Source organism: Mycobacterium gordonae (assembly GCF_001417955.2).
In the GTDB taxonomy this organism is placed as follows: domain Bacteria; phylum Actinomycetota; class Actinomycetes; order Mycobacteriales; family Mycobacteriaceae; genus Mycobacterium; species Mycobacterium gordonae_B.
Genome location: NZ_LKTM01000378.1, coordinates 1 through 25,763, shown reverse-complemented (window position 1 = coordinate 25,763; position 25,763 = coordinate 1). Strand labels below are relative to the sequence as shown.

The window sequence follows — 25,763 nt, the reverse complement described above, 5'->3', positions numbered from 1 at the left end:
GTGCACCATGCCAGCGGCTGGACAAACACCTATGTCACCGACATCCACGACCTCACCCTGGCCTGCGGCATTGATAACCGCCTCGCCGAAAAAGGCTGGACCACCCGCAAAAACGCCAACAGCGACACCGAATGGCTCCCGCCCGCCCACTTGGACCACGGCCAACCGCGAATCAACACATTCCACCACCCGGAAAAACTCTTCGCACCCGACGATGACGAAGACGATCCATAGCTGCCGAGATACCCACCCGCAGCGGTATCGTGGCCTGCGGAAATTCACGGCGAAAGGGACCTGGGTGTCAAAACCGAACGAGCCCGCCGACATTGGACGGTTGTTGCTGCGCTGCAGCGACCGACCGGGAATCATTGCCGCGGTAAGCACTTTCCTCACGCAGGCCGGGGCCAACATCATCTCGCTGGACCAGCATTCGACGGCGCCGGAGGGCGGAACATTCCTGCAGCGGGCGATCTTTCACCTGCCGGGCCTGACCGCTGCCATCGACGGCTTGGAACGCGAGTTCGCCGCTGCCGTAGCCGAAAGGTTCGGAATCGACTACCGGTTCACCGAGGCCGCCAAGCCCAAACGGGTGGCCATCATGGCCTCCAAGGACGACCACTGCCTACTGGACCTGTTGTGGCGCAACCGCCGTGGCGAACTGCAGATGTCCATCTCCATGGTGATCGCGAATCACCCCGACCTGGCTGAGCAGGTCCGTCCGTTCGGGGTGCCGTTCTTCCATATTCCCGCCACCCGTGACACGCGCGCCGAGGCGGAGCAGCGGCAGCTTCAATTACTCAGCGGCAACGTGGATCTGGTGGTGCTCGCCCGCTACATGCAGATCCTCACTCCGGAGTTTCTGTCGGGCGTCGGGTGTCCGCTGATCAACATCCACCACTCGTTCCTGCCCGCCTTCATCGGGGCGGCGCCCTACAAGCGGGCCCGGGAGCGGGGCGTCAAACTCGTCGGTGCCACCGCGCACTACGTCACCGAGGTTCTCGACGAGGGGCCGATCATCGAACAGGACGTGGTGCGGGTCAGTCACACCGACACCGTCGAAGACCTGGTGCGCGTCGGGGCCGACGTGGAACGCGCGGTGCTGTCGCGTGCGGTGTTGTGGCACTGCCAGGACCGCGTCATCGTGCACAATAACCAGACCATAGTGTTCTAGGCCCTGGCGGTGTCCACCGCCGTACTGCCGAATCGCGCCCCCAGGGCCGACCACGGATCGGCGTACTGACCGGGCGATTTACGATACGCCGCTTGCCGTTTGATGACCTGGCGCGCCAACGGGACGATGACTCGTCGCGGATACCGCTTCCAGCCGGCCTGGGCCCGCATCTCAGCCAGCATGTCGGGCCACGAATGGTGCTGGAATTTCAGCACCCGCTGCGCTTCCGCCACATCCATCCAATCGGCGTTGGGATACCAGCCGTCGTCGTTGTTGGGGTCGCCGGGCCGCCCCTGCGGCACTACACCCTTCATGCCCTGGGCGGCCGCCATCGCCGGTGCGATCTCACCCTGACGCAACAGGTGCGATTCGTCACCGCCGATCAGGAAGGTCTGGCCGACAACGTCGCTGTGGGCGGCCGTCGCGAAAGCCACTGCCACATCCCGGGTATCGACGGCATGCACCCGGCCATCCCACGGGAGGGCGCTGCCGAAGTACGCCATGTCGAGCGAGACGGGCATGGCACGCGGGTCGACACTGAACACGCCGCCGAGCCGCAGCACCACCCAATCCAGATTCGAAGACCGAACGTGTTGCTCGGCTTCGAGTTTGTGGCCGCCATAGAGTTCGCACGGCCGAATCGGAGTGTCCAACGTGATCAACTCGGGATGACGGTAGGGATTTCGCGAGCCGTATATCGCCGTACTGGAGGCGTGTAGAAAGCGTGGCGAGTTCGGCTGATCCGACGCCGCATGAACCAATGACGCGGTGGCGCCGACGTTCAATGTGCGGGCGAAGGCGGCATCGCGATACACCAGCGGCGGGATCACAGCCGCCAGATGGACTATCACGTCCGGCGACACCTCGGAAACCACCGACCGCACCTGCGCGGGGTCGGTCAGATCCGTCCAGCGGGTCTGCACGCGCGGCGGCAACTCGTCGTACGCTTTGCGATGCGCCGTGGCGACCACCTGCCACCCGTCGGCCGCGAATCGTCTGACCGTCTCGGTCCCCACCAGACCGAAAGCACCGGTAATCAGCACGGTTCCTGACATGGCAGTCCTCGATCCCGTCAAGCAACTCTGCGCAGGACGGTAACGCAACCGGTGACCGGCGCGCTATACCTCGAGCAACGCCGCGACCGACGACGGGTCCTTGCAGAAAACGTCCAGTTCGGCGATCAACTCGTCTCGGATCGTATACACCTCGACCATGCCCACTTCGACGCTCTTGGCGGTTGCCCGCGCCGTGAACCGCAGGCAAAAACGCACCGCAACGGTGTTGTCGTCCGCCAACGTCTGAACCAACCGGGTCAGATTCACGTCCCACAGCTCGTTCATCTTCGCCATCGCGTCGAAAAACCCTTGCGGACCGTAATATTCGCCGCTGTGAGGCAAACCGCCAGCCTCGTAGACCACCAGTTCGGGGTGCAGCAGTTGACGGGCATCGTCAATGCGTTCCTCAGCGACCGCGGTGACGAACCTGCCTACAACGGATTGGGCTTCATCGGTCGGGGTCATGGTGACGACGGTACCGGTGCCCAGTGCGAGAATCGGTTCGTGCAGGGTTACGACATCATCGGCGACATCCACGGCTGTGCCTCCGCTCTCCAGACTCTGCTGACCGAGCTCGGGTACGAACATCGGGACGGCGTCTTCCGGCATCCGGACCGCCAAGCGATCTTCGTCGGAGACCTGGTCGACCGCGGCAGCGAGCAACTGCGCGTCCTGCAGATCGTCAAGGCCATGGTCGACGACGGCGGCGCTCAAATCGTCATGGGCAACCACGAATTCAACGCGATCGGGTACGCCACCGAGCATCCGGCCGGCAGTGGGCGCCACTTGCGGGAACACAGCGACAAGAACACCCGCCAGCATCGGCAGTTCCTCGACCAGCTCACCGACGACCAGCGGGCCCACTACGTGGCCTGGTTCGCGACCCTCCCGCTGTGGCTCGACCTCGGCGATCTGCGCGTGGTACACGCCTGCTGGCACGACGAGTCGATGAAAACAGTTGAGCAACAACTTGGTTCGCACCGTTTCGACGCCGCACACCAGTTCGTCGACGCCTCCACTAAAGGCCACGAACTCTACGAGGCCGTCGAAGTGCTACTCAAGGGTCCCGAGATCAGCCTCACGGCCCGCGACCTGCCACCCTTCAAGGACAAGGACAATCACCTCCGCGGCAGTGCGCGAATCCGCTGGTGGGACGACAACGCCACCACGGTGCGCCAAATCGCCGAGATCGCAGACACTTTCACGGCCGAAGACGGCACGCCCTACCCCGCCTTGCCGGACATCGAGGTCTCGCCCGAAGAGCGCTCCTACACCTACACGCAGACGGTACCGGTGTTCTACGGCCACTACTGGCGCAACGGCAGCCCGCAACACGCCCGCGACTGGACGGCGCACTGCGCATGCGTTGACTTCAGCGTGGCGAAAGGCGGCAAACTGACCGCCTACCGTTGGTCCGGCGAAACCACGATCCGAGCCGAGAATTATTGGCAGTGCGGCGCCTAACGCTGGGCTATCCGTTCCCGCATGCGGCGGTTGACCGGCTCGGGCAGTAGCTCGGTCACGTCGCCGCCCAGCATCGCGACCTCTTTCGCCAGCGACGACGAGACGAACGAGTACCGCGGAGCGGTCGCGACGAAGAACGTGTCCACCCCGGCCACATGCTTGTTCATCTGCGCCATCTGCAGCTCGTACTCGAAATCGGTTCCGGTGCGCAGACCCTTCACGATCGCGTTCATCCCCACGGACCGGACGAAGTCGACCACCAACCCCTGACCGGATTCCACCCGCAGGTTGGGCAGGTGCTCCGTCGACTCCTCGATCATCGCGATCCGCTCGTCGAGGTCGAACATGCCCTTCTTGGCCGGGTTGACCAGGATCGCGACCACTACCTCGTCGAACTGGGCGGCGGCGCGCTCGAAGACGTCGATGTGGCCCAACGTCACGGGGTCGAAGGACCCGGGGCATACCGCGCCGCTCATAGGAGATGACGCTAGCAGGGCAGGTCACTCATGCTCGGCCAGCTCCAGACGAGTGTCGCCGTAAACCCGCTCCGGCCACACCGACCAGCCCGGCGGCCAGGTCAGCGGCGCGCTGCCGACGCCGCGCTCCACCACCGCGACGGTCCCCTCCCGCACCCAGCCGTGGATGCCCAACGCGGCCAGAACCGCGTCGACATCGGCGGTTTCGGTGTCGTACGGCGGGTCGGCCAGCACCAGGTCAACCGGTGACGCCGCCCCCGCCGCCAGGACGGCGGCCACCGGGCCACGGCGCACCACCGCGCCGGGCAGACAGACGGCGGTGATGTTGCGCGCCAGGACGGCCGCGGTGCGCTGGTCGGACTCCACGAACACCGCCGACGCGGCGCCGCGCGACAGTGCCTCCAGGCCCAGTGCGCCGGAGCCTGCATAGAGATCGAGCACCGCCAGGCCGGTCAGGTCCAGGCGCGCCGAGAGGATGTTGAACAGCGACTCGCGCACCCGATCGGTGGTCGGCCTCGTCCCGCGCGGCGGAACCGTGAGCCGCCGGCCCCCGGCGACGCCCCCGATGAGGCGCGTCAGCTCAGCACCACCAGCAGGTCTCCACCTTCCACCTGAGCGGTGCTCGACAGCACGACGCGTTCCACGGTGCCGTCGTGCGGCGCGGTGATCGGGGCTTCCATCTTCATCGCCTCGATAGTGGCGATGGTCTGCCCGGCGCTCACCTCGTCGCCGTCGGACACGCTCACGGTGACCACCCCGCCGAACGGCGCCGCAACATGATTCGGGTTGCCGCGGTCGGCTTTCTCGGCGGCCGGCACCGCGCTGGCGATACTCCGGTCGCGCACCAGCACCGGCCGCAGTTGGCCGTTGATGATGCACATGACGGTCCGCATGGCGCGCTCGTCGGGTTCCGAGATCGCCTCGAGCCCGATCAACAACTCCACGCCGCGCTCCAGCTTCACCCGGTGCTCTTCGCCTTGGCGCAGGCCGTAGAAGAACTGGTTGGCCGACAACTGCGAAGTGTCGCCGTAGATATCCCGGTGTTCCTCGAAATCCTTTGTCGGGCCGGGAAACAGCAGTCGGTTCAGCGTCGCCTGCCGTTTCGGGCCGGGTGAGGACAGCGCGTTCTCGTCATCGGCGGTCAGTTCGGGGGCCGGCTTGGCCGGCGCGCGACCGGCCAGTGCCTTCTCACGCAGCGGCTCCGGCCAGCCACCCACCGGATCGCCCAGCTCGCCGCGCAGGAAACCGAGCACCGAGTCGGGGATGTCGAAACGGGACGGCTCGGAGGCGAATTCGTCGGCGGACAGGCCAGAACCGACCAGCGCCAGCGCCAGGTCACCGACCACCTTCGACGACGGCGTCACCTTGATCAGCCGTCCCAGCACCCGGTCGGCCCCCGCGTACGCCTCTTCGATCTCCTCGAACCGGTCACCAAGCCCCAGCGCGATCGCCTGCTGGCGCAGGTTCGACAACTGGCCACCCGGAATCTCGTGGTGGTAGACCCGCCCGGTCGGGCCCGGAAGCCCAGACTCGAAGGGCGCGTACACCTTTCGCAACGCCTCCCAGTACGGCTCCAGCGCGCACACCGCTTCCAGCGACAAGCCGGTGTCATAGTCGGTGTGCGCCGCCGCGGCGACGATCGAACTCAGCGACGGCTGACTGGTGGTGCCCGCCATCGGCGCGGCCGCCCCGTCGACCGCGTCGGCCCCCGCCTGCCACGCCGCCACATAACTGCCGAGTTGGCCGCCGGGCGTGTCGTGGGTATGCACGTGCACGGGCAGGTCAAACCGGCTGCGCAAAGCGCTGACCAGGGTGTGGGCGGCCGGTGCCCGCAGCAGACCGGCCATGTCCTTGATGGCCAGCACATGCGCGCCGGCCTCGACGATGCTCTCGGCCAGCCGCAGGTAGTAGTCGAGGGTGTACAGCCGCTCCCCCGGATCGGACAGGTCGCCGGTGTAGCACATCGCGACTTCGGCTATCGCGGAACCGGTTTCGCGCACCGCGTCGATGGCCGGACGCATCGAGTCGAGGTTGTTGAGCGCGTCGAAGATGCGGAAGATGTCGATGCCGGTGGCGGTTGCCTCTTCGATGAACGCCGACGTGACGATCTCCGGATACGGCGTGTATCCCACGGTGTTGCGGCCGCGCAAGAGCATCTGCAGGCAGATGTTGGGAATCGATTCGCGCAGGGCGGCCAGCCGCTCCCACGGGTCCTCTTTCAGGAAACGCAGCGCCACATCGTAGGTCGCACCACCCCAGCACTCCACCGACAGCAACTGTGGCGTGGTCCGCGCGAGATGCGGTGCCACCATGAGCAATCCGCTGGTGCGCACCCGGGTCGCCAGCAGCGACTGGTGCGCGTCGCGGAACGTCGTGTCGGTCACCCCGACTGCCGGTGACTCCCGCAGCCAGCGGGCGAAACCCTCCGGGCCGAGCTCGACCAGCCGTTGCTTGGAACCGGCCGGCGGCGGGGTGTCGCGGTCGATGTAGGGCAGCTTGTCCTGCGGGTACACCTTCGACGGGCGGGTGCCGTGCGGTTTGTTGACGGTCACGTCGGCCAGATAGTTGAGGATCTTGGTGCCGCGGTCCGCCGAGGTGCGCGCGGTCAGCAGGTGCGGCCGGTCATCTATGAACGATGTGGTGACGCGACCGGCCTGGAAGTCCGGGTCGTCCAGAACCGCTTGCAGGAACGGAATATTCGTCGACACCCCGCGAATCCGGAACTCCGCCATGGCGCGTCGTGCCCGGTTGACCGCGGTCTGGAAATCCCGGCCCCGGCAGGTGAGCTTCACCAGCATGGAGTCGAAGTGCGCGCTGATCTCCGCACCCAGGTTGGTGCTGCCGTCCAGCCGGATCCCGGCACCACCCGGCGTGCGCAGGGCGCTGATCCGGCCGGTATCCGGGCGGAAACCGTTGGCCGGATCCTCGGTGGTGATGCGGCACTGCAGGGCGGCACCGTGCGGCCGCACGGCATCCTGGGTCAGGCCGAGGTCTTCGAGCGTCTCGCCGGAGGCGATGCGCAGCTGGCTCGAGACCAGGTCGACATCGGTGATCTCCTCGGTGACGGTGTGCTCCACCTGAATCCGCGGATTCATCTCGATGAAGACGTAGTCGCCGCTCTCGTCGAGCAGGAATTCGACGGTGCCGGCGCAGCTGTAACCGATGTGGCGGGCGAAGGCGACGGCGTCCGCGCACATCTTGTCGCGCAGTTCCGGCGACAGGTTCGGCGCCGGCGCCAGCTCGATCACCTTCTGGTGGCGCCGCTGCACGCTGCAGTCGCGCTCGTAGAGGTGGATCACGTTGCCGTGCGTGTCGGCCAGGATCTGCACCTCGATGTGGCGCGGACGCAACACCGCCTGCTCCAGGTACACCGTTGGGTCACCGAACGCCGACTCGGCTTCCCGGCTGGCGGCTTCGATCGCCTCGGGCAGCGCCGCACTGTCGGTGACGCGGCGCATCCCGCGGCCGCCGCCGCCGGCAACGGCCTTGACGAACAACGGAAACCGCATAGCTTCAGCGGCCGCCACCAGTTCGTCCACCGACGACGACGGCGCCGAGGACTCCAGCACGGGCAGCCCAGCCTCCCGCGCGGCCGCGATGGCCCGGGACTTATTTCCGGTCAGCTCAAGCACTTCCGCGCCCGGGCCGACGAAAGCGATACCGGCTGCCGCGCACGACGCGGCCAGATCCGGGTTCTCCGAAAGGAATCCGTAGCCCGGGTAAACCGCGTCTGCTCCGCAGCGGCGCGCCGTCTCGACGATCTCGTCCACCGACAGGTACGCGCGGACCGGGTGCCCGACCTCACCGATCTGATAGGACTCGTCGGCCTTGAGCCGGTGCAATGAGTTGCGGTCCTCGTACGAGTAGACGGCGACGGTGCCGACGCCGAGTTCGTAGGCGGCGCGGAACGCCCGGATCGCGATCTCGCCGCGATTGGCCACCAGCACTTTGGAGATCACCCTTGACCCCTAACTCAGATGAGCGTCGACCAGTAGTTCCAGAAGCGGACCATGATCAGCAGGAACACGGCGGTGAACCAGAACGTGACGAGTGACCACCGCCATCCGAACAGAAACCGCAACAGGCCGCGGTCGTCCAGCGTCGGACGCAGCAGGATGGATGCCACCACCACCAGCAGGGTGATGGTGACGGCCCACACCACCATGCAGTACGGGCAGAGGGCCCCGATCCGGTACAGGCTCTGGAAAATCAGCCAGTGCACGAACACCGCACCCATCGCCAGCCCGACTTCCAGGCCGGTCCAATACCACCGGGGCAGCGGCACTTTCGCCACCGCCAGCACTCCGGTGACTACCACCACGGTGAATCCGGCAATGCCCAGCAGTGGATTGGGGAAGCCGAGCACCGACGCCTGTTTGGTCACCATCACCGAGCCGCACGACAAGATCGGGTTGATGTTGCAGGTCGGCACGTACGCGGCGTTACGCAGCAGCTCGATCTTTTCCACGGTCAGCGTGATCGAGGAGAGCAGGCCGATCACGCCGCCGATCAGCACCCACCACGCGCTCAGCACGGGCACCCCCGTGCCCGTCGGTTTCAGTTCGCCGGATTCCTCGGCGACAACGTCGACTGACATCGGTTAGGTCTTCGACGCTGCCGAAGCCTCGTCCATGCCGGGGATGTTCCCGACGATGTCCCTGATCTTGGCGACCAGGGCCTCGGGTGTCGACGGGTCGTATTCCTCGCCGTTGATCCGGACCGTCGGGGTGGCGCGGATGTTGCTGGCCGCCGCCAGGCCGGTGACCTTCGAGATGTACTTGCCACTGTTGATGCAGTCCGGCACCTTGCCCGCCGCACCTGCCTCGCGGGCGATCTCGATCAGTCGCGCATTGTCGGGGAACTTCGTGCCGGTCTCTTCGGGCTGGATGTCCTTGCTGTACAGCGCCGAATGGAACCGGCGGAACGCTTCGATGGACTCGTCGGCCACGCAGTAAGCGGCGGCCGCGGCCCGCGAGGAGTAGTTCTGGGTTCGCGGGCTGTCCAGAATCGTGACCATGGAGTAGTCCGCGGCGATGGCGCCGATGTCGATCAGCTTGGAGACCGTGGGCCCGAAGCCACGCTCGAAGTTGCCGCACGCGGGACACAGGAAGTCTTCGTAGAAGGCGACCAGCGCTTTGGGCTTGCCGTTATCGCTGACCAGCTTGCTGGAGGCGACGCGAACGGCGCCTTCTCCGCTGACCGGGGTCTTCTTGTGATTGTTCGTCACGATGTAGAAGACCAGGACGACGGCGAAGATCACCACGATCGCGGTGCCGCCGATCTGGATGAGCCTGCCGAACTTGCCGTCACCGGACTTCAGGTCGAGTCGAGCGGGGCGCTTGGGTTTGTCGGCCACGAGATCCTCACGTTTCGTTGACTTACCCGCAGTCGGGCGCCTCTAGACTACCGACGGCACTGGTGAGGTGGGTCAGCACCGGCTCAGGTGCGCCCGCAACGCCGAAATCAATTCGGTCGTCGCCACGGCGCTGTCGCCCCCCAGCTGGAAAAGATTGGCGAACCCGTGCGTCAACGACCCCATGTAGCGCAGGTCGACGTCGGTGCCGGCGGCCCGCAGGGCCGTTGCGTAGTCCACGCCCTCGTCCCGCAACGGGTCGAATCCGGCGACCGTGATCAGCGCGGGCGCCAGCCCGGACAGCGATTCGGCCAGCGCCGGCGACAGCCGCGGATCGGTGGTGTCGATCCCGGAACCTCGCAGGTATTGCGCCTGGAACCAGTCCATGTCGCGCTTGGTCAGCAGGAATCCGCGCGCGAACAGGCTCATCGACCGGGTCTTGACCGTGAAATCGGTGCGCGGGTAGATCAGCCACTGCAGCACCGGGACCGGGCCGCCGGCGTCGCGGGCCAGCTGGCTGACGACGGCTGCCAGGTTCCCGCCCGCACTGTCGCCGCCGACGGCGACCAGCCCGGGAGCGGCGCCGAGCTGGGCGGCGTTCTCGCAGGCCCACCGGAAGGCGGCGTAGGCGTCTTCGATCGCGGCCGGCGCCGGGTGCTCCGGCGCCAGGCGGTAGTCGATGGACAACACGTGGGCGCCCGCGTCGCGGCAGGTCAACCGGCACAGCGCGTCGTGGGTGTCCAGGTCACCGATGACCCATCCGCCGCCGTGGTAGAAGACCAGCAGGGGCGCGTTGTCGCCGTTCGGCGGACGGTAGTGCCTGGCCCGGATCTCGCCGGCCGGTCCGGGCAGCGAGATCTCGGTGACCTCGACGTGGATCTGCGGTCCGGGGAGCGCCACCATGCTGTCGTGCATCAGGGTCCGCGAGGGCCCCGGGTCGTCGTCGACCACCAGGCCGTCGATACCGGCGGCGCGCATGCCGGTCAGCATCAGCTGCAGCGTCGGGTCGAGGGTGTTGCCGTCGATGATCACCGAGCGGCCCCGCGTCAGCAGCCGTTTGGCCGCGGACGGGATCCACGGAATGACTTTCATGCCAGTGGTGGTGATGGTGTTCTGCACGCGTGTCAACCACCCGGTCGGCGCATCCGTTGCCCCGGGATGGAGGTCTTGCGTGCCTGGCAGACTTTTGGTCATGGGCCGCTCCCTACAAGAACTTTCGTGACGCTAGACGACTCACCGATTCCGGCGTACCCCGCGACCAACTGTACGTCGTGGCCATATCGGCGAATTCGGACACTCACAGCGGGTTGATTAGGTGGCTTATATAGCTCAGTAATATCGTGGTCCCGAGATCGGAGAGCATTCACTTCAAACAGGCAGGTGAAATTACGTGACTGGCGAGTCGGGCGCCGCGGCGGTTCCCTCAATAACCCTCAACGACGAGAACACGATTCCGGTGCTTGGCCTCGGTACCGCGGAACTGTCGGAGGACGAGACCGAACGCGCGGTGTCGGCGGCGCTGGAGATGGGCTGCCGACTCATCGACACCGCCGCTGCCTACGGCAATGAGGCCGCGGTGGGTCGCGCGATCGCCGCCTCCGGTATCCCGCGAGCAGAGCTATTCGTCACCACCAAGCTCGCGACGGAGAACCACGGCTTCAACTTCGCCCAGGACGCCTGCAAGGCCAGTTTGGAGCGGCTCGGTCTCGACTACGTCGACCTCTACCTGATCCACTGGCCGGCGCCGGCGCAGGGCAAGTACGTGGACTCCTGGGGCGGACTGATCCAGTCCCGCGGTGAAGGACATGCCCGCTCGATCGGCGTGTCCAACTTCACCGCGGAGTACCTGGAGATGGTGATCGACCTGACGTTCGTCACACCTGCCGTCAACCAGATCGAGCTGCACCCGCTGCTCAACCAGGAGGACCTGCGCAAGACGAACGAGGGACACCAGATCGTCACGCAGGCCTACACGCCGCTGGCGCTGGGCCGGTTGGCGGACAACGCGACCGTCACCTCGATCGCCGGCGAATACGGCAAGACGGCGTCGCAGGTGCTGCTGCGCTGGAACCTGCAGCTGGGCAACTCGGTCGTGTTCCGCTCGGCCAATGCCGAACACATCGCGGGCAACCTGGACGTGTTCGGCTTCGAGCTGGCCTCCGAGCACATGAATGCGCTGAACGGACTGAACGACGGCACCCGGCTTCGCCCGGACCCGGAGACCTACGCCGGCACCTGAGTCGCTCGGCGGCTCAGCCGGCCGGGCAGGTGGCCGCGGCGCGGCGCAGTACGTCTCCCGATGCCTGGTCCACCGGCAGCGCATAACCGCGCAGCACGGCGATGAACTGGATCGCGTACTGACAGGCGAATGCGGCGTTGGGCGGCATCCACAGCGCCGGCGGCGAATCACCTTTGTCCTGGTTGGCCTGCCCCTGCACGGCCAGCAGGTTGGCGGGATCGTTGGCGAAGCGCACCCGCTGCGCGGCCGGCCAGCCGTTGGCGCCCATGTCCCAGGCGTAGGACAGCGGCACCAGATGGTCGATCTGCACCGCCTCGCCCACCTTGGCGCCGCGCTGGAAGGCGATGACGGAGTTGGTGTACGGGTCGTGCAGGATGCCGGTGGCCACCGCTTCGGGGCAGCGCTTGGTGTAGACGTGCGTGACGTCCACCAGGTCGCGGTTGAGGATGTCATCGCGGGTGTCGCAACCGTTGTGGCCGCCCGGGGCGTCGTTGTCGTCGGTCCAGGCATCGCCGAACGCCGAGCGCAGATAGTCATAGCGGTGCAGTCGCATCGGGACCACGGCAATGCCCTCCAGCACATCGGCGCCGGGCGCCACCGTGGGAACGTCTGCGCGGGCGGCGAATTCGTCGGCATGCCGGGCCGCCGACGATCCCAACGTCTGATAGGCGACGACCAGGGCGAGCACCGCGACGGCGGCCAGCCACCATAACGTCCGGGGTCTCACGACTTGTCCAGGTATTCGATGCGGTCTGCGTTGGTGAAAGGCGCTGCCACCAGGGCCAGGTCGGGGTTGGCGGGGTTCTCCTCGTAGGCGGCCAGACAGAACTCGCGGGCGGCCTCGATCAACTCCAGATGGTCGGCCAGCGACAGCAGTCGCAGCGTGATCGCCCGCCCGGACTGGTTGCGGCCCAGCACATCTCCTTCTTTGCGCTCCTTGAGGTCGAGGTCGGCGAGCGCGAAGCCGTCCATGGTTGCGGCGACGGCCTTCAACCGCCTACCGGCCTGCGACCCCTCCGAGCTCCAGGTCTCCAGCAGGCACAGGCTGGGATGCTGCCCACGACCGATGCGCCCACGCAGCTGGTGCAACTGGCTGATACCGAACCGGTCGGCATCCAGCACCAGCATCACCGTGGCATTAGGGACGTCGACGCCCACCTCGATGACGGTGGTGCACACCAGCACATCGATCTGGCCGGCGCGGAACGCCGTCATCGCGTCTTCCTTCTCATCGGCCGGCAGCCGTCCGTGCATGAGACCTAGTCGCAGGTCCGCCAGTTCTCTGGCGCGAAGACGCGCGAACGTCCCCTCGGCAGTCGCCGAAGGCCGCTCTTCACTCTTCGCGTCGGCCTCGGTTTCGTCGATCCGCGGCGTCACCACATATGCCTGGCGGCCGGCGGCAACCTCTTCTCTGATCCGCTGCCAGGCCCGCTCGAGCCATGCCGGCTTGTCCTTCATGAAAATCACGCTGCTGGTGATCGGCTGGCGTCCCCGCGGCAGCTCCCGCAGGGTGGACGTCTCCAGGTCGCCGTACACGGTGAGGGCGACCGTGCGCGGTATCGGCGTCGCCGTCATCACCAGCAGATGCGGGGTGATTCCGGCGGGAGCCTTGGCGCGCAACTGATCTCGCTGCTCAACACCGAATCGGTGCTGCTCGTCGACCACGACCAGGCCCAGCTTGTGAAACTCCACCGCCTCCTGCAGCAGCGCGTGGGTGCCGATGACGATGCCGGCCTCGCCGCTCGCGATCTCTGCGCGGACCTTCTTCTTCTGCCCGGCCGTCATCGACCCGGTGAGCAGCGCCACCCGGGTTGCCCGGTCGTCCCCGCCCAGCTGACCCCCCATCGCCAACGGGCCCAGCACGTTGTTGATCGACAGAAGATGTTGCGCCGCAAGCACTTCCGTCGGCGCAAGCAACGCACACTGATAACCCGCGTCGACCATCTGCATCATCGCCAGCACCGAGACGATCGTTTTGCCCGAACCGACCTCACCCTGCAGCAGCCGGTTCATCGGACGGGTCGCGGACAAGTCGTCGGACACCACCGCGAGGACCTCGCGCTGGCCTGCGGTCAGCTCGAAAGGCAGCCTCTGCATCAACTCTGCGGCCAGCCCGTCCGAGCGCGGCGGCGCAGCCGGTCCCGATTCGGACAACTCGCCGTGCCGCCGGGCCACCAGCGCCCACTGCAGACCGACCGCCTCGTCGAAGGTCAGCCGGTGGCGGGCTTTGTCGCGCAGCGATTCCACGTCGGAGAGGTGGATGGCGCGCAGCGCTTCGTCTTCACCGATCAGGTCGTAGCGGGCCCGCAGGTCCGCCGGCAGCGGTTCGTGCACCGGATCCAAAACGGCGAGGACCTGGAGCACGCACGCATAGATGTCCCAGGTCTGCAATTTCGCGCTGGACGGGTAGATCGGGTAGAAGGGACGCTCGAACTCCTCCATCGCCACTTCGCCGCGGGAATTTCGGGAGGCGTCGGCAATGCTGCGCAGGGATTTGCTGCCGTGAGTCCTTCCATGTGGCGAGTCGAGGATGAGGTAGTCCGGGTGGGTGAACTGCATGGCTCCTTTGAAGTAGCCCACCTCGCCGGAAAGCATCACCTTGGTGCCTTCCGTGAGGTCCTTCATGATGTATTCCGCGTTGAAGAACGTCGCCGTCACCTTGCCGCGGCCGGATCCGACGGTGATCCGCAGGAATTTCCGCTGTTTCTGGTTCGGCGACCGCTTCTTCATCCAGCCGGGCGACGCGGTCGTGATCACGTCGACGATGGTGATGTGCTCGCCTTCTTCGGGCCGCTCGTCCTCGATGCCGCGCGTGCCGTTGCGTGCGACGTAGCTTCGTGGATAGTGACGCAGCAGGTCGCCGACGGTTTTGATGCCGAACACGTCGTCCAGCGGGCCGGCGGACTTCGCGCCGATGACCAGGTCGAGGCGATCACCCAGCCCTACGCCCACTACTCCACCCCGATCAACAGCACGTCGCCGCGATGCCCGGTGCGGTAGACCACCAGCTCACTGCCCGGATGCCGGTCATGCACGTGCCGTTCCAGGACGCTGCCCACCGCCGCGATGTCGGAGTCGGCGAGTTCGGACCCGGTCAGCACCGTCACCAGGTCACCGCCGGACGCCAACAGCAGATCCAGCAGGCCGATGGCCGCCGCGGCGACATCGGCCGCCACGATCAGCACCTCGTCGCCGGCGATGCCCAGGCCGTCACCCGGCTTGCAGGTGCCCGCCCAGGTCAACGCGTTCTCGGTGGCGATCCGCACCGACCCGTGCCGGGCCGCCCCGGCGGCTCGCGCCATCGAGTAACCGTCGTCGACGGCCTGACGGTCGGGGTCGTGCACGGCGAGTGCGGCCAACCCCTGCACCATCGACCCGGTCGGCACCGGCACCACGTCCACGCCCCAGCCGTTCGCGGCGGTGCAGCCCGCCACCAGCTCCTCGGCGGCCACGTAACCGTTGGGCAGCACCATCACCTGGGCGGCGCCGGTGTCCACCACGGCGCGAACCAGCTGGTGGGCGGTGATGTCGGTGCCCTCATCCGGCCGCAGCACGCAGGCACCCTCGCCGGCGAACAACTCGTCGGCGCCGTCGCCGTCGACCACGGCCAGCACCGCACGCTCGCGGGTCCAGCTGCCCGGGGGCAGGCCGGTGGCGCCGGAACTGAGCGCCGAGACCACGATCCGGCTCAGTTGGCCCGCCGCCACCCCGGCCTCGATGGCGGCGCCGGCGTCGTCGGTGTGGACATGCACCGAATAGCTGTCCGAGGGGGTCGCCGCGAGGGCCACCGAATCGCCGAGTTCGCCGAGCCGGTCGCGCAGCGTGTCGGCCGCCGCCGCGTCGCAGCCGGCCAGCAGGTACATCACCTCGAACTGCGGGGCCGGGCGCCGGGCGGCGGTGTCGGCGGGCCGCGACTGCGGCGAGGGCTCGTAGATGGACCGCGCGGGCGCGCTCCCGGTGATGGTCGAGCGCAGTGAGTCCAGCATGACCAGCAGGCCCCGGCCGCCGGCGTCGACCACGCCGGCGTCGGCGAGCACGTCGAGCTGCTCGGTGGTCTTCTCCAGGGCCACCACCGCCGCGTCTCCCGCGTCGATGACCGCGCGGGGCAGCGTGTCGCCGGCCGCCGCGGACTGCTCGACGGCAGTGGCGGCCGCCCGCAACACCGAAACAATGGTCCCCGGAACCTCGTCGCCCCCCATCGAAGCCACCACCAGCTCCACCCCGCGCCACAGCGCCGCACCGAGCGTCGCCGCGTCCATGGCGGGCAGGTTGCCGCCGGCGTCGCCGGCCGCATCCGCGGTCACCTCGGCGATACCCAGCAGAATCTGGGACAGGATCACCCCGGAATTGCCACGCGCGCCGGTGACCGCCCCGGCGGACAGCGCGGCGGCCACCCGGGCCACGTCGGTGTCCCGATCGGCTTCCGTGTCGGCTTGCGCCAGCGCGGAACGCATCGTGAACAGCATGTTTGCGCCGGTGTCGGAGTCGGCGACCGGGAACACGTTGAGCTGGTTGATCTCGTCGATATGGGTGATCAGGTCGCTGACCGCGGTGTGCGCCCAGTCGCGCAGGGCCAAGCCGTCCAACGGACGATCCGACGTGACCAACCCGACCCCACCTCCTTATTGCACGTTCCGGGCCCCCGGTGCGCGCCAGAGTAACCGTGCAAGAGCCTAGTCAGCCGGGGCGACAGCCGCCGGGAGGCGTTTTGGAGGTTGCCGACCACAGTCGGTATCCTGGGACTCCCCTGGGCTATCCTGGGCTATTCCGGCTCAGTTTCCCGGACCCGTTTACGGAGTCACCGGACCCCAGCAACAGACTTGAGGAGTTTGAACCATGGCCGCTGTGTGCGATATCTGCGGGAAAGGCCCCGGCTTCGGTAAGTCGGTGTCGCACTCCCACCGCCGCACCAGCCGCCGGTGGAACCCGAACGTTCAGACCGTGCACGCCGTGACCCGCCCCGGCGGCAACAAGCAGCGCCTCAACGTCTGCACGTCGTGCATCAAGGCCGGCAAGGTCACCCGGGGCTGACGCCTCGCTCGCCGCGGCTCGCCCCCGGTGAATCTGCAGCGGAAGTGCGATTGCCGGTCCTCCCCGGCCTCCAAGTAACGTCACCAGAGGGTCTGGCGTAAACAACGGAGTACAGCCGAGGTGGTTTCCACGTGAGTGACAGCGCTATCGCCATCACCAACCTGATCTACACCTACGCGCAACTTCTGGACGGCGGCGACCTGGACGGGGTCGCGAGGCTCTTCGAGCATGGCCGCATCTGCGGCGTCGAGGACGGTCCGCCGGAGACGGTGTTCGCCGGAGCCGCCCGGGTGCGCCAGATGTATGACATGGCCACCCGGATCTACGAGGACGGCACACCGAAGACCAAGCACAACACCACCAACGTGCAGCTGCACATCGACGACGCCGCCGGAACCGCGACCAGCACGTCGTATTACTGCGTCACGCAGGCCACCCCCGAGCTGCCGCTGCAGGTGATAGTGACCGGGCACTACAAGGACACGTTCCACCGACTCGACGGCACCTGGTGGTTCGACAGCCGCACCATGTTCGTCGATCAGGTTGGCGATGTCAGCCGGCATCTGAAGTTCTAGTGGTGACGCCGTTCGACGCCCCGGCGGTGCTGGCCGAGGCGCAACGCAAGGAGTCGCTGACCGATTGGGGCCCGGGCGATCTCGAAGGTCCGCTGCGGGTGCTGCTGGCCGACTATGCGCGTGCCGACCTCAACATGATCGGCACCCACATCCTGCGGTCCGGCATCGTGCACAGCCTGCGGATGCGGCTGCGCACACAGGAGTGGATCCGGCGACACCCCGAAATCCTCGACGAGCGGGTCGCCACCCCGATCGTCGTCGTCGGAATGATGCGCAGCGGAACGACTCTGGTGCAACGACTGCTGGCGGCCGACCCGCGGTTCCTGTGCGCTTACGGCTGGGAGGTGGTCGAGGCCGCGCCGAAGCTCGACGAGGCGTTCACCGGTACCGACCCCCGCATCGCGATCAGCGAAGCGCGCGAAGCGAAGTCGCGCGAACTCGCGCCGGACCTGTTCACCATCCACCCGATGTACGCGCGGGAAGCCGAAGAGGAGATCGTCTTCCTGGCCGACGCTTTCCTGTCACACGTCCCCGAGTCCGGCGCACATCTGCCGCACTACCGGTCCTGGCTCGACGAGCAGGACTTCACGCCCGCCTACGACTACCTGCACCGCATGCTGCAGTTTCTGCAGTGGCAGAAACGCCGCCGAGGTGCGGCGGGGCGGCGCTGGGTGCTCAAATCGCCGGCCCACCTGGGTTATCTGGATCTGTTGCGCGCCAGGTTCCCCGGCCTGCACCTCGTCCACATGCACCGCGACCCGCGGACCACGATCGCGTCGGGGGCCAGCCTGAACGCGACGTTGCATGCGATGCACGCCGACACCGTCGACCCGTACCGGGTCGGCGCGGAGTGGTTGCAACGCATGGGATGGAGCAACGACCGGGCGATGACAGTCCGGGACGGTTGGGACTCCGGCTGCGTCACCGACATTCAGTTCGACGATGCGGTGGCCGACCCGATCGGACAGGTGGCGCGCGTATATGAGGCCATCGGTGAGCCGCTGACCGATCAGGCGCAGCACGCCATGCGGCACTGGCTGCGGGTGCGCCCGCGCGAAGCGTCCCGCCCGCCCTACCGGCTGGCCGAATACGGCCTGCGGCCTGAGCAGGTCGACGAACGATTCACGTTGTACAACAAGCGTTTCCGAGACGGGAGCAACGCATGACCGACCACCCGGTGTCCACGGCGTCCCAGCGCGAACAGGAACTGGCCGCGCTGGAGTTGATCGAGCATCCGACCGTCAAGGCCGCCTACCGCGACGTCGCCCAGACGTGGCTGGGCCGCGCGAAGGCGTCCGAGGCGATGCGCGAGCGGTTCGACGACGCGTTCGCCGAGGTGATGTTCTCGGCGGCGGTGTGGTCGTCCAACCAGGACAAGCTGCGGCCCAAGGTCAGCTGCATCACCCGGCTGGCGCACCCGGTGGACGGTCGAAGTATTCCCGGATCCCGTTGGGGCATAGACAATCCCGACAGCGTGTACCGGGTGATACCGATCTCCGGGGACGAACGCTACGAGATCCACGGGCGGGTAGGTGAGCACCGGATGACCGAGAACTACTTCACCCTGTGGGACGCGCACATGGGCACCGTCGACGTGCTCAACGGCCGCACCATGGAGGTCGACTCCGACGGCAGCTTCACCATCACCGTCGACGCCGACCCGGCGGGCAGCCGGCCGAACCACGTTCAGAGCACCCCGCAAGCGCACGAGTTCTACATCCGCGACGTACTGCTCGACTGGGCTCGCGACGATCCCAACCACTTTGAGATACAACGGCTTGGGAGCGCGCCGTCGGTGCCGGCCCGCACTCGTGACGAGCAGGCGGTGGCGACGGCGTCGATGATGGCGTACTTCGCGAACTTCACCGGCAAGCTCAGCCATGGCGTGTACAAGATGCCGGCCAACCGGTTCGACCTGGCCTGGTCCGCGGACACCGACGGCGCGATGCGCAACCAGTTCTACGTCATGGGCCGGTTTGACCTGGCGCCCGACGAGGCGTTCGTGGTCGACCTCAATGATGGTGGCGCCGAATACTTCACGGTGCCGCTGAGCAATATCTGGGGCACCACGCTGGACATCGTCGACCGCACCGGCAGCCTCAACAAGGCGCAGTCGGTGGCCAACGACGACGGGACCTACACCTACGTGATCTCGCCGGACGATCCGGGCGTGGCGAATTGGATCGACACCGACGGGCTGCGCGAAGCCATCCTGACGCTGCGGATGGCGGAGTTCGGTGCGACGGGACCACGCGCGGGTCTGGGCGCGCACGGGCGCGTGGTCAAGCTGGACCGGCTGGACGCCGAGGTACCTGATTTGCCGCGGGTGAGCTCCGAACAACGGGCGGCGGAGCTGGCCGACCGGCGGGCAGCCTATCTGCGGCGCCTGCCGGAAGGGACGGCCTGAGATGGCGCGGTGGTTGGTGACGGGCTGCTCCACCGGTTTCGGCCGCGAGATCGCCCGTGGCGCTCTGCAAGCCGGCCACAGCGTGGTGGTGACCGCGCGGCGGGCCGAAACGGTGCAGGACCTGGCAGACGAATTCGGCTCGCAGGCACTGGCGGTGGCACTCGACGTCACCGACGGCGCCCAGATCTCCGTTGCGGTCGCGGCGGCCGAACAGGCGTTCGGCGGGATCGACGTGCTGGTCAACAACGCCGGTCACGGGTATCTGTCGGCGGTGGAGGAGGGCGAGGACGCGGAGGTCCGGAAACTGTTCGACGTCAACTACTTCGGCGCGGTCGACATGATCAAGGCGGTGCTGCCCGCCATGCGCGCCCGCCGCGCCGGGCACATCGTCAACATCTCGTCGATGACCGGCCTGGTGGCCAACCCGCCCAACGCCTATTACTCGTCGACCAAGTTCGCGCTGGAAGCGGTGACCGAAGCCCTGGCCACCGAGGTCCGTCCGCTCGGGATCAAGGTGACCGCCATCGAACCCGGCGCGTTTCGCACCGACTGGGCGACCAGATCGATGAAGGAAACCGGCACGCCGATCGCCGATTACGCCGACGTCGCCGCGCGCAAGGACCTGATCAAGCAGTTCGCCGACCATCTTCCGGGCGATCCGCGCAAGGTCGCCGAGGCGGTGCTGATGGTGACCGAACTCGACGATCCCCCGTTGCGGCTGCTGCTGGGACGTGACGTGCTGAAAGCGATGCGGGACAAGATCACTGCGACCTCGGCATCGATCGAGGAATGGAAGGCCGTGACGAAGGACGTGAATTTCCCGGGCGGTTAGGTCATTCGTCGAGGAACACCACGTGCTTGTCCAGGCTGTCGCGGCCGATCCGTAACGAGTTGGCCGGAAAGTCCGGGTCGGGGTAGCCGACCGCGAGCCCGCACAGTATGCGCATGTCCGCGCCGATGCCCAGTTGGTCGCGGACGATCTCGGGATAGCCGGCGATCGACACCTGAACACAGGTGCCAAGGCCGCGAGCGGTCAACGCCAGCAGCAGGTTCTGCAGAAACATCCCGACGCCCATGCTGTCGACGACATCCAGGTCCTCGTGCATGAACACGACCCCGCCCAGTGGGGCGCGGAAGAATTCCCAATTGCGCAGCACCGCTTCCTGGCGCCCGGGCGCGTCGTCGCGGGCGATGCCCATCGAACCGTAGACCTGCGCACCCAGTTCGCGCCGCAGGTGGGCGAAGGCCGGTGGCAGTTGCGGAACCCGGGGTGGTTCGGCGCGGGCCTTGGCCAACAGAGCCGAAACCAACCGGTCTCTGGCGGCGCCGCTGGTGAAAACCATCTGCCACGGCTGGACATTGGAGTTGGACGGAGCACGCATCGCCAACTCCAGTGACTCTTCGACCAGCTGTCGCGGCACCGGGTCGGGCAGGAACATGCGGCTGGACCGGCGCTGACGGATGGTGTCCTCGAGGTCGTACACGGGCTTCATCCTGACAGCGTCAATCGCGGACGACGAGGACGGTCTTCCCGGCCCGCCGGCCGGGGCGGCTGCCGCTTTCGAAGGCCTCCCGGCCCTGCGCGAGCGGGAAGGTTCGGGCGATCTCCACGTGCAGGCGGCCCCGGTCGACTAGTTGAGCTAGTTCGGTAAGCTGGCGCCGGTCGGCGGTGACGATGAAGAACGTTGCGGTGACGCCGAATTCGGTGTCCTTGCCCGGCGGCGGCGGTGCGCTCAGGGTGACTAGCCGGCCACCCCGGCGCAGCACGCCGAACGACCGGTCCAGGGTTTCACCGCCCACGGTGTCGACGACGACGTCGTAGGCCGCGCCGTCGAATGTGTCGGTGCGCGTGTCGATCACGTGCCGGGCACCGAACCCGCGGACGAGTTCGCCGGTGTCGCTGCGCACAGTTGCGGTGACCTCGGCTCCCAACTGGGCCGCGAGTTGGACCGTCAAAGCACCCACGCCCCCCGCACCGCCGTGAACCAACACCTGCTCGCCGGGACGAACCGCGGCGTGGTCGACCAGGGCCTGCAGCGCGGTGAGCCCGGCCAGCGGCAGCGCCGCGGCGACCGGGTGGGACACGGTCGAGGGTTTGGCGGCCAGGTCGGTCGCCGGCATGGCGACGAATTCGGCTGCGGCGCCGTCGCGGTCGAATCCGACCAGCCCGTATACCTCGTCGCCGGGCTGGAAATCCCGAACCCCCGGCCCGATTTCGGCGACGACGCCCGACACTTCGTGCGACACGATCGTCGGCGTCCGATCGACCCCGTCGCGCGTCCACGTCTCTTCCCACGTCAACTCGTCGAAGGTGATGGCCGCCGCATGCACGGCGACCAGCACTTCGCCTGGCGCCGGGACCGGTACCGGCGCCGACTCGACGGTCAGCACTTCCGGGCCGCCGCGATGGTGCGCCCGCAATGCGGTCATCTCGGTCACGGCAGCTTCCAATCGATCGGGTCAGCCCCCATTCCGGTGAGCAGTCCATTGGCGCGACTGAACGGCCGCGACCCGAAGAAGCCACGCGAGGCGGACAGCGGCGACGGGTGCGGCGATTCGATGGCGACGCAGTTTCCTTCGGCCAGCATCGGTTTGAGCGTGGATGCGTCGCGCCCCCACAGGATCGCCACCAGCGGCTGCTCGCGCCCCACCAGTGCGCGAATGGCGCACTCCGTCACGGCTTCCCAGCCCTTGCCCCGGTGTGACGCCGGATTGCTGGGACGCACGGTGAGCACCCGGTTGAGCAGCATCACACCGCGCTGGGACCACGGTGTCAGGTCGCCGTTGGAGGGCTGCGGGAAACCGAGGTCGGCGCTGTATTCGTCGAAAATGTTGGACAGGCTGCGGGGCAGCGGGCGCACGTCCGGCGCCACCGAGAAACTCAGACCCACCGCGTGGCCGGGCGTCGGGTAAGGGTCCTGGCCCACGATCAGCACCCGGACGTCGTCGAAAGGATAGGTGAAGGCGCGCAACACGTTCGGGCCGGCGGGCAGGTACCGTCGACCGGCCGCGATCTCGTCCCGCAGGAACTGCCCCATCCGGCTCACCTGGTCGGCCACGGGTTCCAGCGCCGTCGCCCAGCCCTGCTCGACGAGTTCACTGAGCGGACGCGCGGTCATGACAGGCCCTTCACCAGCAGCACCACGGTGTCGGCACCGGCCCGGCGATCCCGCGAAATCTCCTGATACTCCGGTGATTGCGCCCAATCGTCGAAGGCGGTCTCGTCGGGGAACGACATCAGCACCACTTTCTCGCGGTCCCAATCCCCCTCGACCACCACGGGTGACTCGTCGGCGGCGAGCACTGTTCCGGAAAAGCGGCGGAAGACGTCCATGAATCCCGCCTGGTACCGGTCATAGGCCGCTCGGTCGGTGAACCGCAACTGGGCGATCGCGTAGACGGTCATCGTCGCCACCCTATTGGAACGATTGCCACCCCGCGTATCCCTCCCACTCCTTGCCGTCGACCAGCACCCGGCCCGGTCCCTCGCGAACGCGCCCGATCACCCGCCACCCGGCCGGCGCCGCATCAGCGAAACACGCCGCCAGAGCATGATCTTCGCCGCCGCCGAGCACCCACTCCCAAGGATCGGCGCCGACGGCCTCGGCCGCCCGCGACACCGCGTCATGGTCGACGGCCAGCGCCTCGGTGGACAGGTCGATGGTCACCCCGGACGCCTCTGCGACATGCCGCAGATCGGCCACCAGGCCGTCGGAGACGTCGATCATCGCCGTAGCGCCGGCGGCCGCGGCCATCGACCCCTCGCCATACGGTGGCAATGGCACCAGGTGCCGGTGGCGAAGGCCGTCAAAATCTTCAACTCCCTTGCGCCACAACTCATATCCGGCAGCCGACCGTCCCAGATCACCGGCGACGGCGAGCACCGAGCCGGGCCGCGCGCCGGACCGCAACACCGGCGCACGACCCTCGAGATCTCCCAGCACCGTCACCGATATCACCCACTGCGGACAGCTGACCAGGTCACCGCCCGCGATACCGGCGCCGACCCGGCGCGCCTCGTCCCACATGCCGTCCACCAGCGCAGCGGCCTGCGCCTCCGGGGTGTCGCCCGGCGCCCCGAAACCCACCACGAACGCGGTGGGCCGGGCGCCCATCGCCTCGATGTCGGCGGCGTTCTGGGCGATCGCCTTGCGCCCGACGTCGTACGGCGTTGACCAGTCCAGCCGAAAGTGCCGATCCTGCACCAACATGTCGACCGACACCACGGTGCGTTCATCGCTGCCCGATACCACCGCCCCGTCGTCGCCGGGACCGAGCGTGACGGCGGCGGGCTGTCGGCGGTCTCGCACCAACCGCTCGATCACCGCGAACTCGCCGACCTGCTGCAACGTCGGGGACTGCCCCGATGCGTCGTCGAGCACCTCACCTCATCTCTGCGCCGTGGCCGTGTGACGGCCCCCGGACGGCCGTCCGACCTGCGGTAAGTTGGGTTCCAACCCATTCGGGCGGACCGGGCCAGTGTAGTCGTGGCCGTGCGTCGGATCGCAGAGGAGACAGCCAGGTGACAGGCAGGTGACAGGCGCGGCCGAATCCGGCGGCCCGCCACGCGCCGCCATGATCGCCGCCCTGGTCCTGGCCGTGGCGACCATCGGGGCGATCCTGGTGCTCGCGGCCACCCGGCACCCGCGGCAGCAACCGGTGACGCTGCCTGCCGTGGCGGCACCGCACGCCGCCAGTCCCGCCTGCAACGCGCTGATCGACGCGCTACCCGAGCAACTCGGGAGTTTCCGGCGCGCCGAGATAGCGCAGCCGGCGCCCGAGAGTGCCCGCGCCTGGCGGTCGGTGAACAACGCGGAGCCGGTCATCATGCGCTGCGGCCTGGAGCGCCCGGACGAGTTCGTGGTGGGGTCGCCGATCCAGGTCGTCGACACGGTCCAGTGGTTCCGGGTGGGTGACCGAGGGTCGACGGACGCCGGCACCACCACCTGGTACACCGTGGACCGTCCGGTGTATGTGGCGCTCACGCTGCCCACCGGGTCGGGACCTGTTCCGATTCAGGATCTTTCGCGCATCATTGACCGCACGGTCACGGCGGTGCCGATCGACCCGGCACCGGCTCGCTAGCCGGCGGCCGCTGGCGGTCAACACCCGAATCCCGACTGCCGCAACGCTTCTGCGATGTCCCTTGGGAACCCGGCAGTGGACATCAGGTACCGGCAGCGCCGTCGTGGCCGTCGGTGCCCGGGAGACCAACGGGTACGCCCGCCCCCCCGGAGCTGCCGGCGCCGAAGACTCCGCCGCCGCCGGGCGCACCGGGAGTCCCGGTCGGATCGCCGGAACCGCCGTCGCCGTGGTTTCCGCCGCTGCCACCGTTGCCGCCGTTGGCTCCGTTGCCGCCGGGGCCGGAAGTAGAGATGCCGCCGTCGCCGGCGTCGCCACCAGCACCGCCGGCACCGCCGCCGCCGCCGGCACCGCCGGCATTGTTGAAAACGCCTGCCGAACCGGCGAAGCCACCAGCACCGCCGGCACCCCCGGTGCCGCCGTTGCTGCCGCCGGCGCCATTGCCGCCGGCACCCGAAATGGCATTGCCACCGAAGCCACCGTTACCGCCGGCACCGGCGGCGCCGCCGCTACCGCCGCTGCCGCCGACACCGCCCACGTTGGTCTGCCCGGACTCGTGGGTGGCGTTTCCGCCGGTACCTCCGGTGCCACCACCACCGCCGTTCCCCGCTGCGCCGGCAGCGCCGCCGGCACCTCCATCGCCCGATCCCAGCGCCGTGCCCCCCTGGGCGCCGAGGCCGCCGTTGCCGGCGTGTCCGCCGTTGCCACCGGCCCCGCCCGCTCCGCCGTCACCAAGCAGGGTCTCGCCGCCCAGGCCGCCATTGCCGCCATGACCACCGTCGCCGCCCGCCCCGGCGGCCCCGCCGGCACCGCCGTCGCCCGTCCCGTAGGCCAGGCCGCCGGCGCCGCTGGCAGCACCATTGCCGCCGGAACCTCCGTCGCCGGCGATACCGCCGGCTCCGGCGTCACC

At 67.8% G+C, this 25,763-nt stretch carries 25 protein-coding genes and 2 pseudogenes; 10 read left to right on the top strand and 17 right to left on the bottom strand.

Annotated features, from left to right (window positions below; translation table 11 throughout):
• A pseudogene (locus tag AO501_RS32485) lies at positions 1–234 on the top strand (hypothetical protein); the annotation flags it as partial.
• 64 nt (positions 235–298) lie between these two features.
• Entirely contained in the window at positions 299–1,171 is an 873-nt protein-coding gene (gene purU, locus AO501_RS32480) for a formyltetrahydrofolate deformylase (protein ID WP_055581669.1), read from the top strand.
• Here purU and AO501_RS32475 read toward each other — a convergent pair.
• Complete coding sequence (locus AO501_RS32475) at positions 1,168–2,226, bottom strand: NAD-dependent epimerase/dehydratase family protein (protein ID WP_055581668.1); 1,059 nt, start codon at positions 2,224–2,226, stop codon at positions 1,168–1,170. The genes purU and AO501_RS32475 overlap by 4 nt on opposite strands.
• 63 nt (positions 2,227–2,289) lie before the next feature.
• On the bottom strand, positions 2,290–2,691 hold the full coding sequence (locus tag AO501_RS36625) for a nuclear transport factor 2 family protein (protein ID WP_197420001.1): 402 nt from the start codon (positions 2,689–2,691) through the stop codon (positions 2,290–2,292).
• 39 nt (positions 2,692–2,730) lie between these two features.
• Here AO501_RS36625 and AO501_RS32465 point away from each other — a divergent pair, with 39 nt between their 5' ends.
• A complete protein-coding gene (locus AO501_RS32465; RefSeq protein ID WP_055581675.1) occupies positions 2,731–3,690 on the top strand; it encodes a metallophosphoesterase in 960 nt (319 codons plus the stop codon).
• Here the strand turns inward: AO501_RS32465 and coaD are convergent.
• From coaD to AO501_RS32435, 6 genes are all read right to left on the bottom strand, one after another.
• Positions 3,687–4,166 carry a pantetheine-phosphate adenylyltransferase gene (coaD, locus tag AO501_RS32460; RefSeq protein WP_055581666.1) on the bottom strand — a complete coding sequence of 160 codons (480 nt, stop codon included), beginning with the start codon at positions 4,164–4,166 and terminating at the stop codon, positions 3,687–3,689. The two genes, AO501_RS32465 and coaD, sit on opposite strands and share 4 nt — an antisense overlap.
• A 24-nt stretch (positions 4,167–4,190) precedes the next feature.
• Positions 4,191–4,745 carry a 16S rRNA (guanine(966)-N(2))-methyltransferase RsmD gene (rsmD, locus tag AO501_RS32455; RefSeq protein ID WP_082658979.1) on the bottom strand — a complete coding sequence of 185 codons (555 nt, stop codon included), beginning with the start codon at positions 4,743–4,745 and terminating at the stop codon, positions 4,191–4,193.
• Complete coding sequence (locus tag AO501_RS32450; protein ID WP_055581664.1) at positions 4,742–8,125, bottom strand: pyruvate carboxylase; 3,384 nt, start codon at positions 8,123–8,125, stop codon at positions 4,742–4,744. The genes rsmD and AO501_RS32450 overlap by 4 nt, the downstream gene beginning before the upstream one ends.
• A gap of 14 nt (positions 8,126–8,139) precedes the next feature.
• Complete coding sequence (locus tag AO501_RS32445) at positions 8,140–8,763, bottom strand: vitamin K epoxide reductase family protein (protein WP_055581663.1); 624 nt, start codon at positions 8,761–8,763, stop codon at positions 8,140–8,142.
• Between the two features lie 3 nt (positions 8,764–8,766).
• Positions 8,767–9,522, bottom strand: a complete 756-nt coding sequence (locus AO501_RS32440) for a DsbA family protein (RefSeq protein ID WP_055581662.1) — start codon at positions 9,520–9,522, stop codon at positions 8,767–8,769.
• 72 nt (positions 9,523–9,594) lie between these two features.
• On the bottom strand, positions 9,595–10,713 hold the full coding sequence (locus AO501_RS32435; RefSeq protein ID WP_055581661.1) for an alpha/beta hydrolase: 1,119 nt from the start codon (positions 10,711–10,713) through the stop codon (positions 9,595–9,597).
• A 196-nt stretch (positions 10,714–10,909) separates the two neighbouring features.
• On the opposite strand from AO501_RS32435, the gene AO501_RS32430 reads away from it, so the two are divergent.
• Positions 10,910–11,758, top strand: a complete 849-nt coding sequence (locus AO501_RS32430) for an aldo/keto reductase (RefSeq protein ID WP_055581660.1) — start codon at positions 10,910–10,912, stop codon at positions 11,756–11,758.
• A gap of 13 nt (positions 11,759–11,771) precedes the next feature.
• On the opposite strand, the gene AO501_RS32425 is transcribed toward AO501_RS32430, so the two are convergent.
• The 3 genes from AO501_RS32425 to AO501_RS32415 are packed head-to-tail and all read right to left on the bottom strand — an operon-like array spanning position 11,772 to position 16,365.
• Positions 11,772–12,485, bottom strand: coding sequence for an HNH endonuclease family protein (locus AO501_RS32425; protein WP_055581659.1), 714 nt, complete (start codon positions 12,483–12,485; stop codon positions 11,772–11,774).
• Positions 12,482–14,710, bottom strand: a complete 2,229-nt coding sequence (recG, locus tag AO501_RS32420; RefSeq protein ID WP_055581658.1) for an ATP-dependent DNA helicase RecG — start codon at positions 14,708–14,710, stop codon at positions 12,482–12,484. The genes AO501_RS32425 and recG overlap by 4 nt, the downstream gene beginning before the upstream one ends.
• On the bottom strand, positions 14,710–16,365 hold the full coding sequence (locus AO501_RS32415) for a DAK2 domain-containing protein (RefSeq protein WP_055581657.1): 1,656 nt from the start codon (positions 16,363–16,365) through the stop codon (positions 14,710–14,712). Before AO501_RS32415 ends, recG begins: the two co-directional genes overlap by 1 nt.
• Before the next feature lie 229 nt (positions 16,366–16,594).
• On the opposite strand from AO501_RS32415, the gene rpmB reads away from it, so the two are divergent.
• The 5 genes from rpmB to AO501_RS32390 all read left to right on the top strand — a co-directional run bounded on the left by rpmB (position 16,595) and on the right by AO501_RS32390 (position 20,603).
• On the top strand, positions 16,595–16,789 hold the full coding sequence (rpmB, locus tag AO501_RS32410; protein ID WP_036354526.1) for a 50S ribosomal protein L28: 195 nt from the start codon (positions 16,595–16,597) through the stop codon (positions 16,787–16,789).
• A 131-nt stretch (positions 16,790–16,920) separates the two neighbouring features.
• Complete coding sequence (locus AO501_RS32405) at positions 16,921–17,364, top strand: nuclear transport factor 2 family protein (protein WP_055581656.1); 444 nt, start codon at positions 16,921–16,923, stop codon at positions 17,362–17,364.
• A complete protein-coding gene (locus AO501_RS32400; RefSeq protein WP_055581655.1) occupies positions 17,364–18,530 on the top strand; it encodes a sulfotransferase family protein in 1,167 nt (388 codons plus the stop codon). The genes AO501_RS32405 and AO501_RS32400 overlap by 1 nt, the downstream gene beginning before the upstream one ends.
• Complete coding sequence (locus tag AO501_RS32395) at positions 18,527–19,771, top strand: DUF1214 domain-containing protein (protein WP_055581654.1); 1,245 nt, start codon at positions 18,527–18,529, stop codon at positions 19,769–19,771. Before AO501_RS32400 ends, AO501_RS32395 begins: the two co-directional genes overlap by 4 nt.
• Position 19,772: 1 nt before the next feature.
• A complete protein-coding gene (locus tag AO501_RS32390; RefSeq protein ID WP_055581653.1) occupies positions 19,773–20,603 on the top strand; it encodes an oxidoreductase in 831 nt (276 codons plus the stop codon).
• Position 20,604: 1 nt separating this feature from the next.
• On the opposite strand, the gene AO501_RS32385 is transcribed toward AO501_RS32390, so the two are convergent.
• The 5 genes from AO501_RS32385 to AO501_RS32365 are packed head-to-tail and all read right to left on the bottom strand — an operon-like array spanning position 20,605 to position 24,153.
• Entirely contained in the window at positions 20,605–21,264 is a 660-nt protein-coding gene (locus AO501_RS32385; RefSeq protein WP_197420000.1) for a nitroreductase, read from the bottom strand.
• A gap of 10 nt (positions 21,265–21,274) precedes the next feature.
• Positions 21,275–22,201: an NADP-dependent oxidoreductase gene (locus tag AO501_RS32380; RefSeq protein WP_055581673.1), complete on the bottom strand. Its 927-nt coding sequence runs from the start codon at positions 22,199–22,201 to the stop codon at positions 21,275–21,277.
• Between the two features lie 5 nt (positions 22,202–22,206).
• Positions 22,207–22,890, bottom strand: coding sequence for a uracil-DNA glycosylase (locus AO501_RS32375; protein ID WP_055581652.1), 684 nt, complete (start codon positions 22,888–22,890; stop codon positions 22,207–22,209).
• Positions 22,887–23,177 (bottom strand): DUF1330 domain-containing protein, encoded by a 291-nt coding sequence (locus AO501_RS32370; protein WP_055581672.1) that lies wholly within the window; start codon positions 23,175–23,177, stop codon positions 22,887–22,889. The genes AO501_RS32375 and AO501_RS32370 overlap by 4 nt, the downstream gene beginning before the upstream one ends.
• A gap of 10 nt (positions 23,178–23,187) precedes the next feature.
• Positions 23,188–24,153: a thiamine-phosphate kinase gene (locus AO501_RS32365; protein ID WP_055581651.1), complete on the bottom strand. Its 966-nt coding sequence runs from the start codon at positions 24,151–24,153 to the stop codon at positions 23,188–23,190.
• Between the two features lie 193 nt (positions 24,154–24,346).
• Between AO501_RS32365 and AO501_RS32360 the strand changes: the two genes are divergently transcribed.
• Complete coding sequence (locus tag AO501_RS32360; RefSeq protein WP_055581671.1) at positions 24,347–24,856, top strand: DUF3515 domain-containing protein; 510 nt, start codon at positions 24,347–24,349, stop codon at positions 24,854–24,856.
• Positions 24,857–24,938: 82 nt separating this feature from the next.
• Here AO501_RS32360 and AO501_RS38560 read toward each other — a convergent pair.
• A pseudogene (locus tag AO501_RS38560) lies at positions 24,939–25,763 on the bottom strand (PE family protein); the annotation flags it as partial.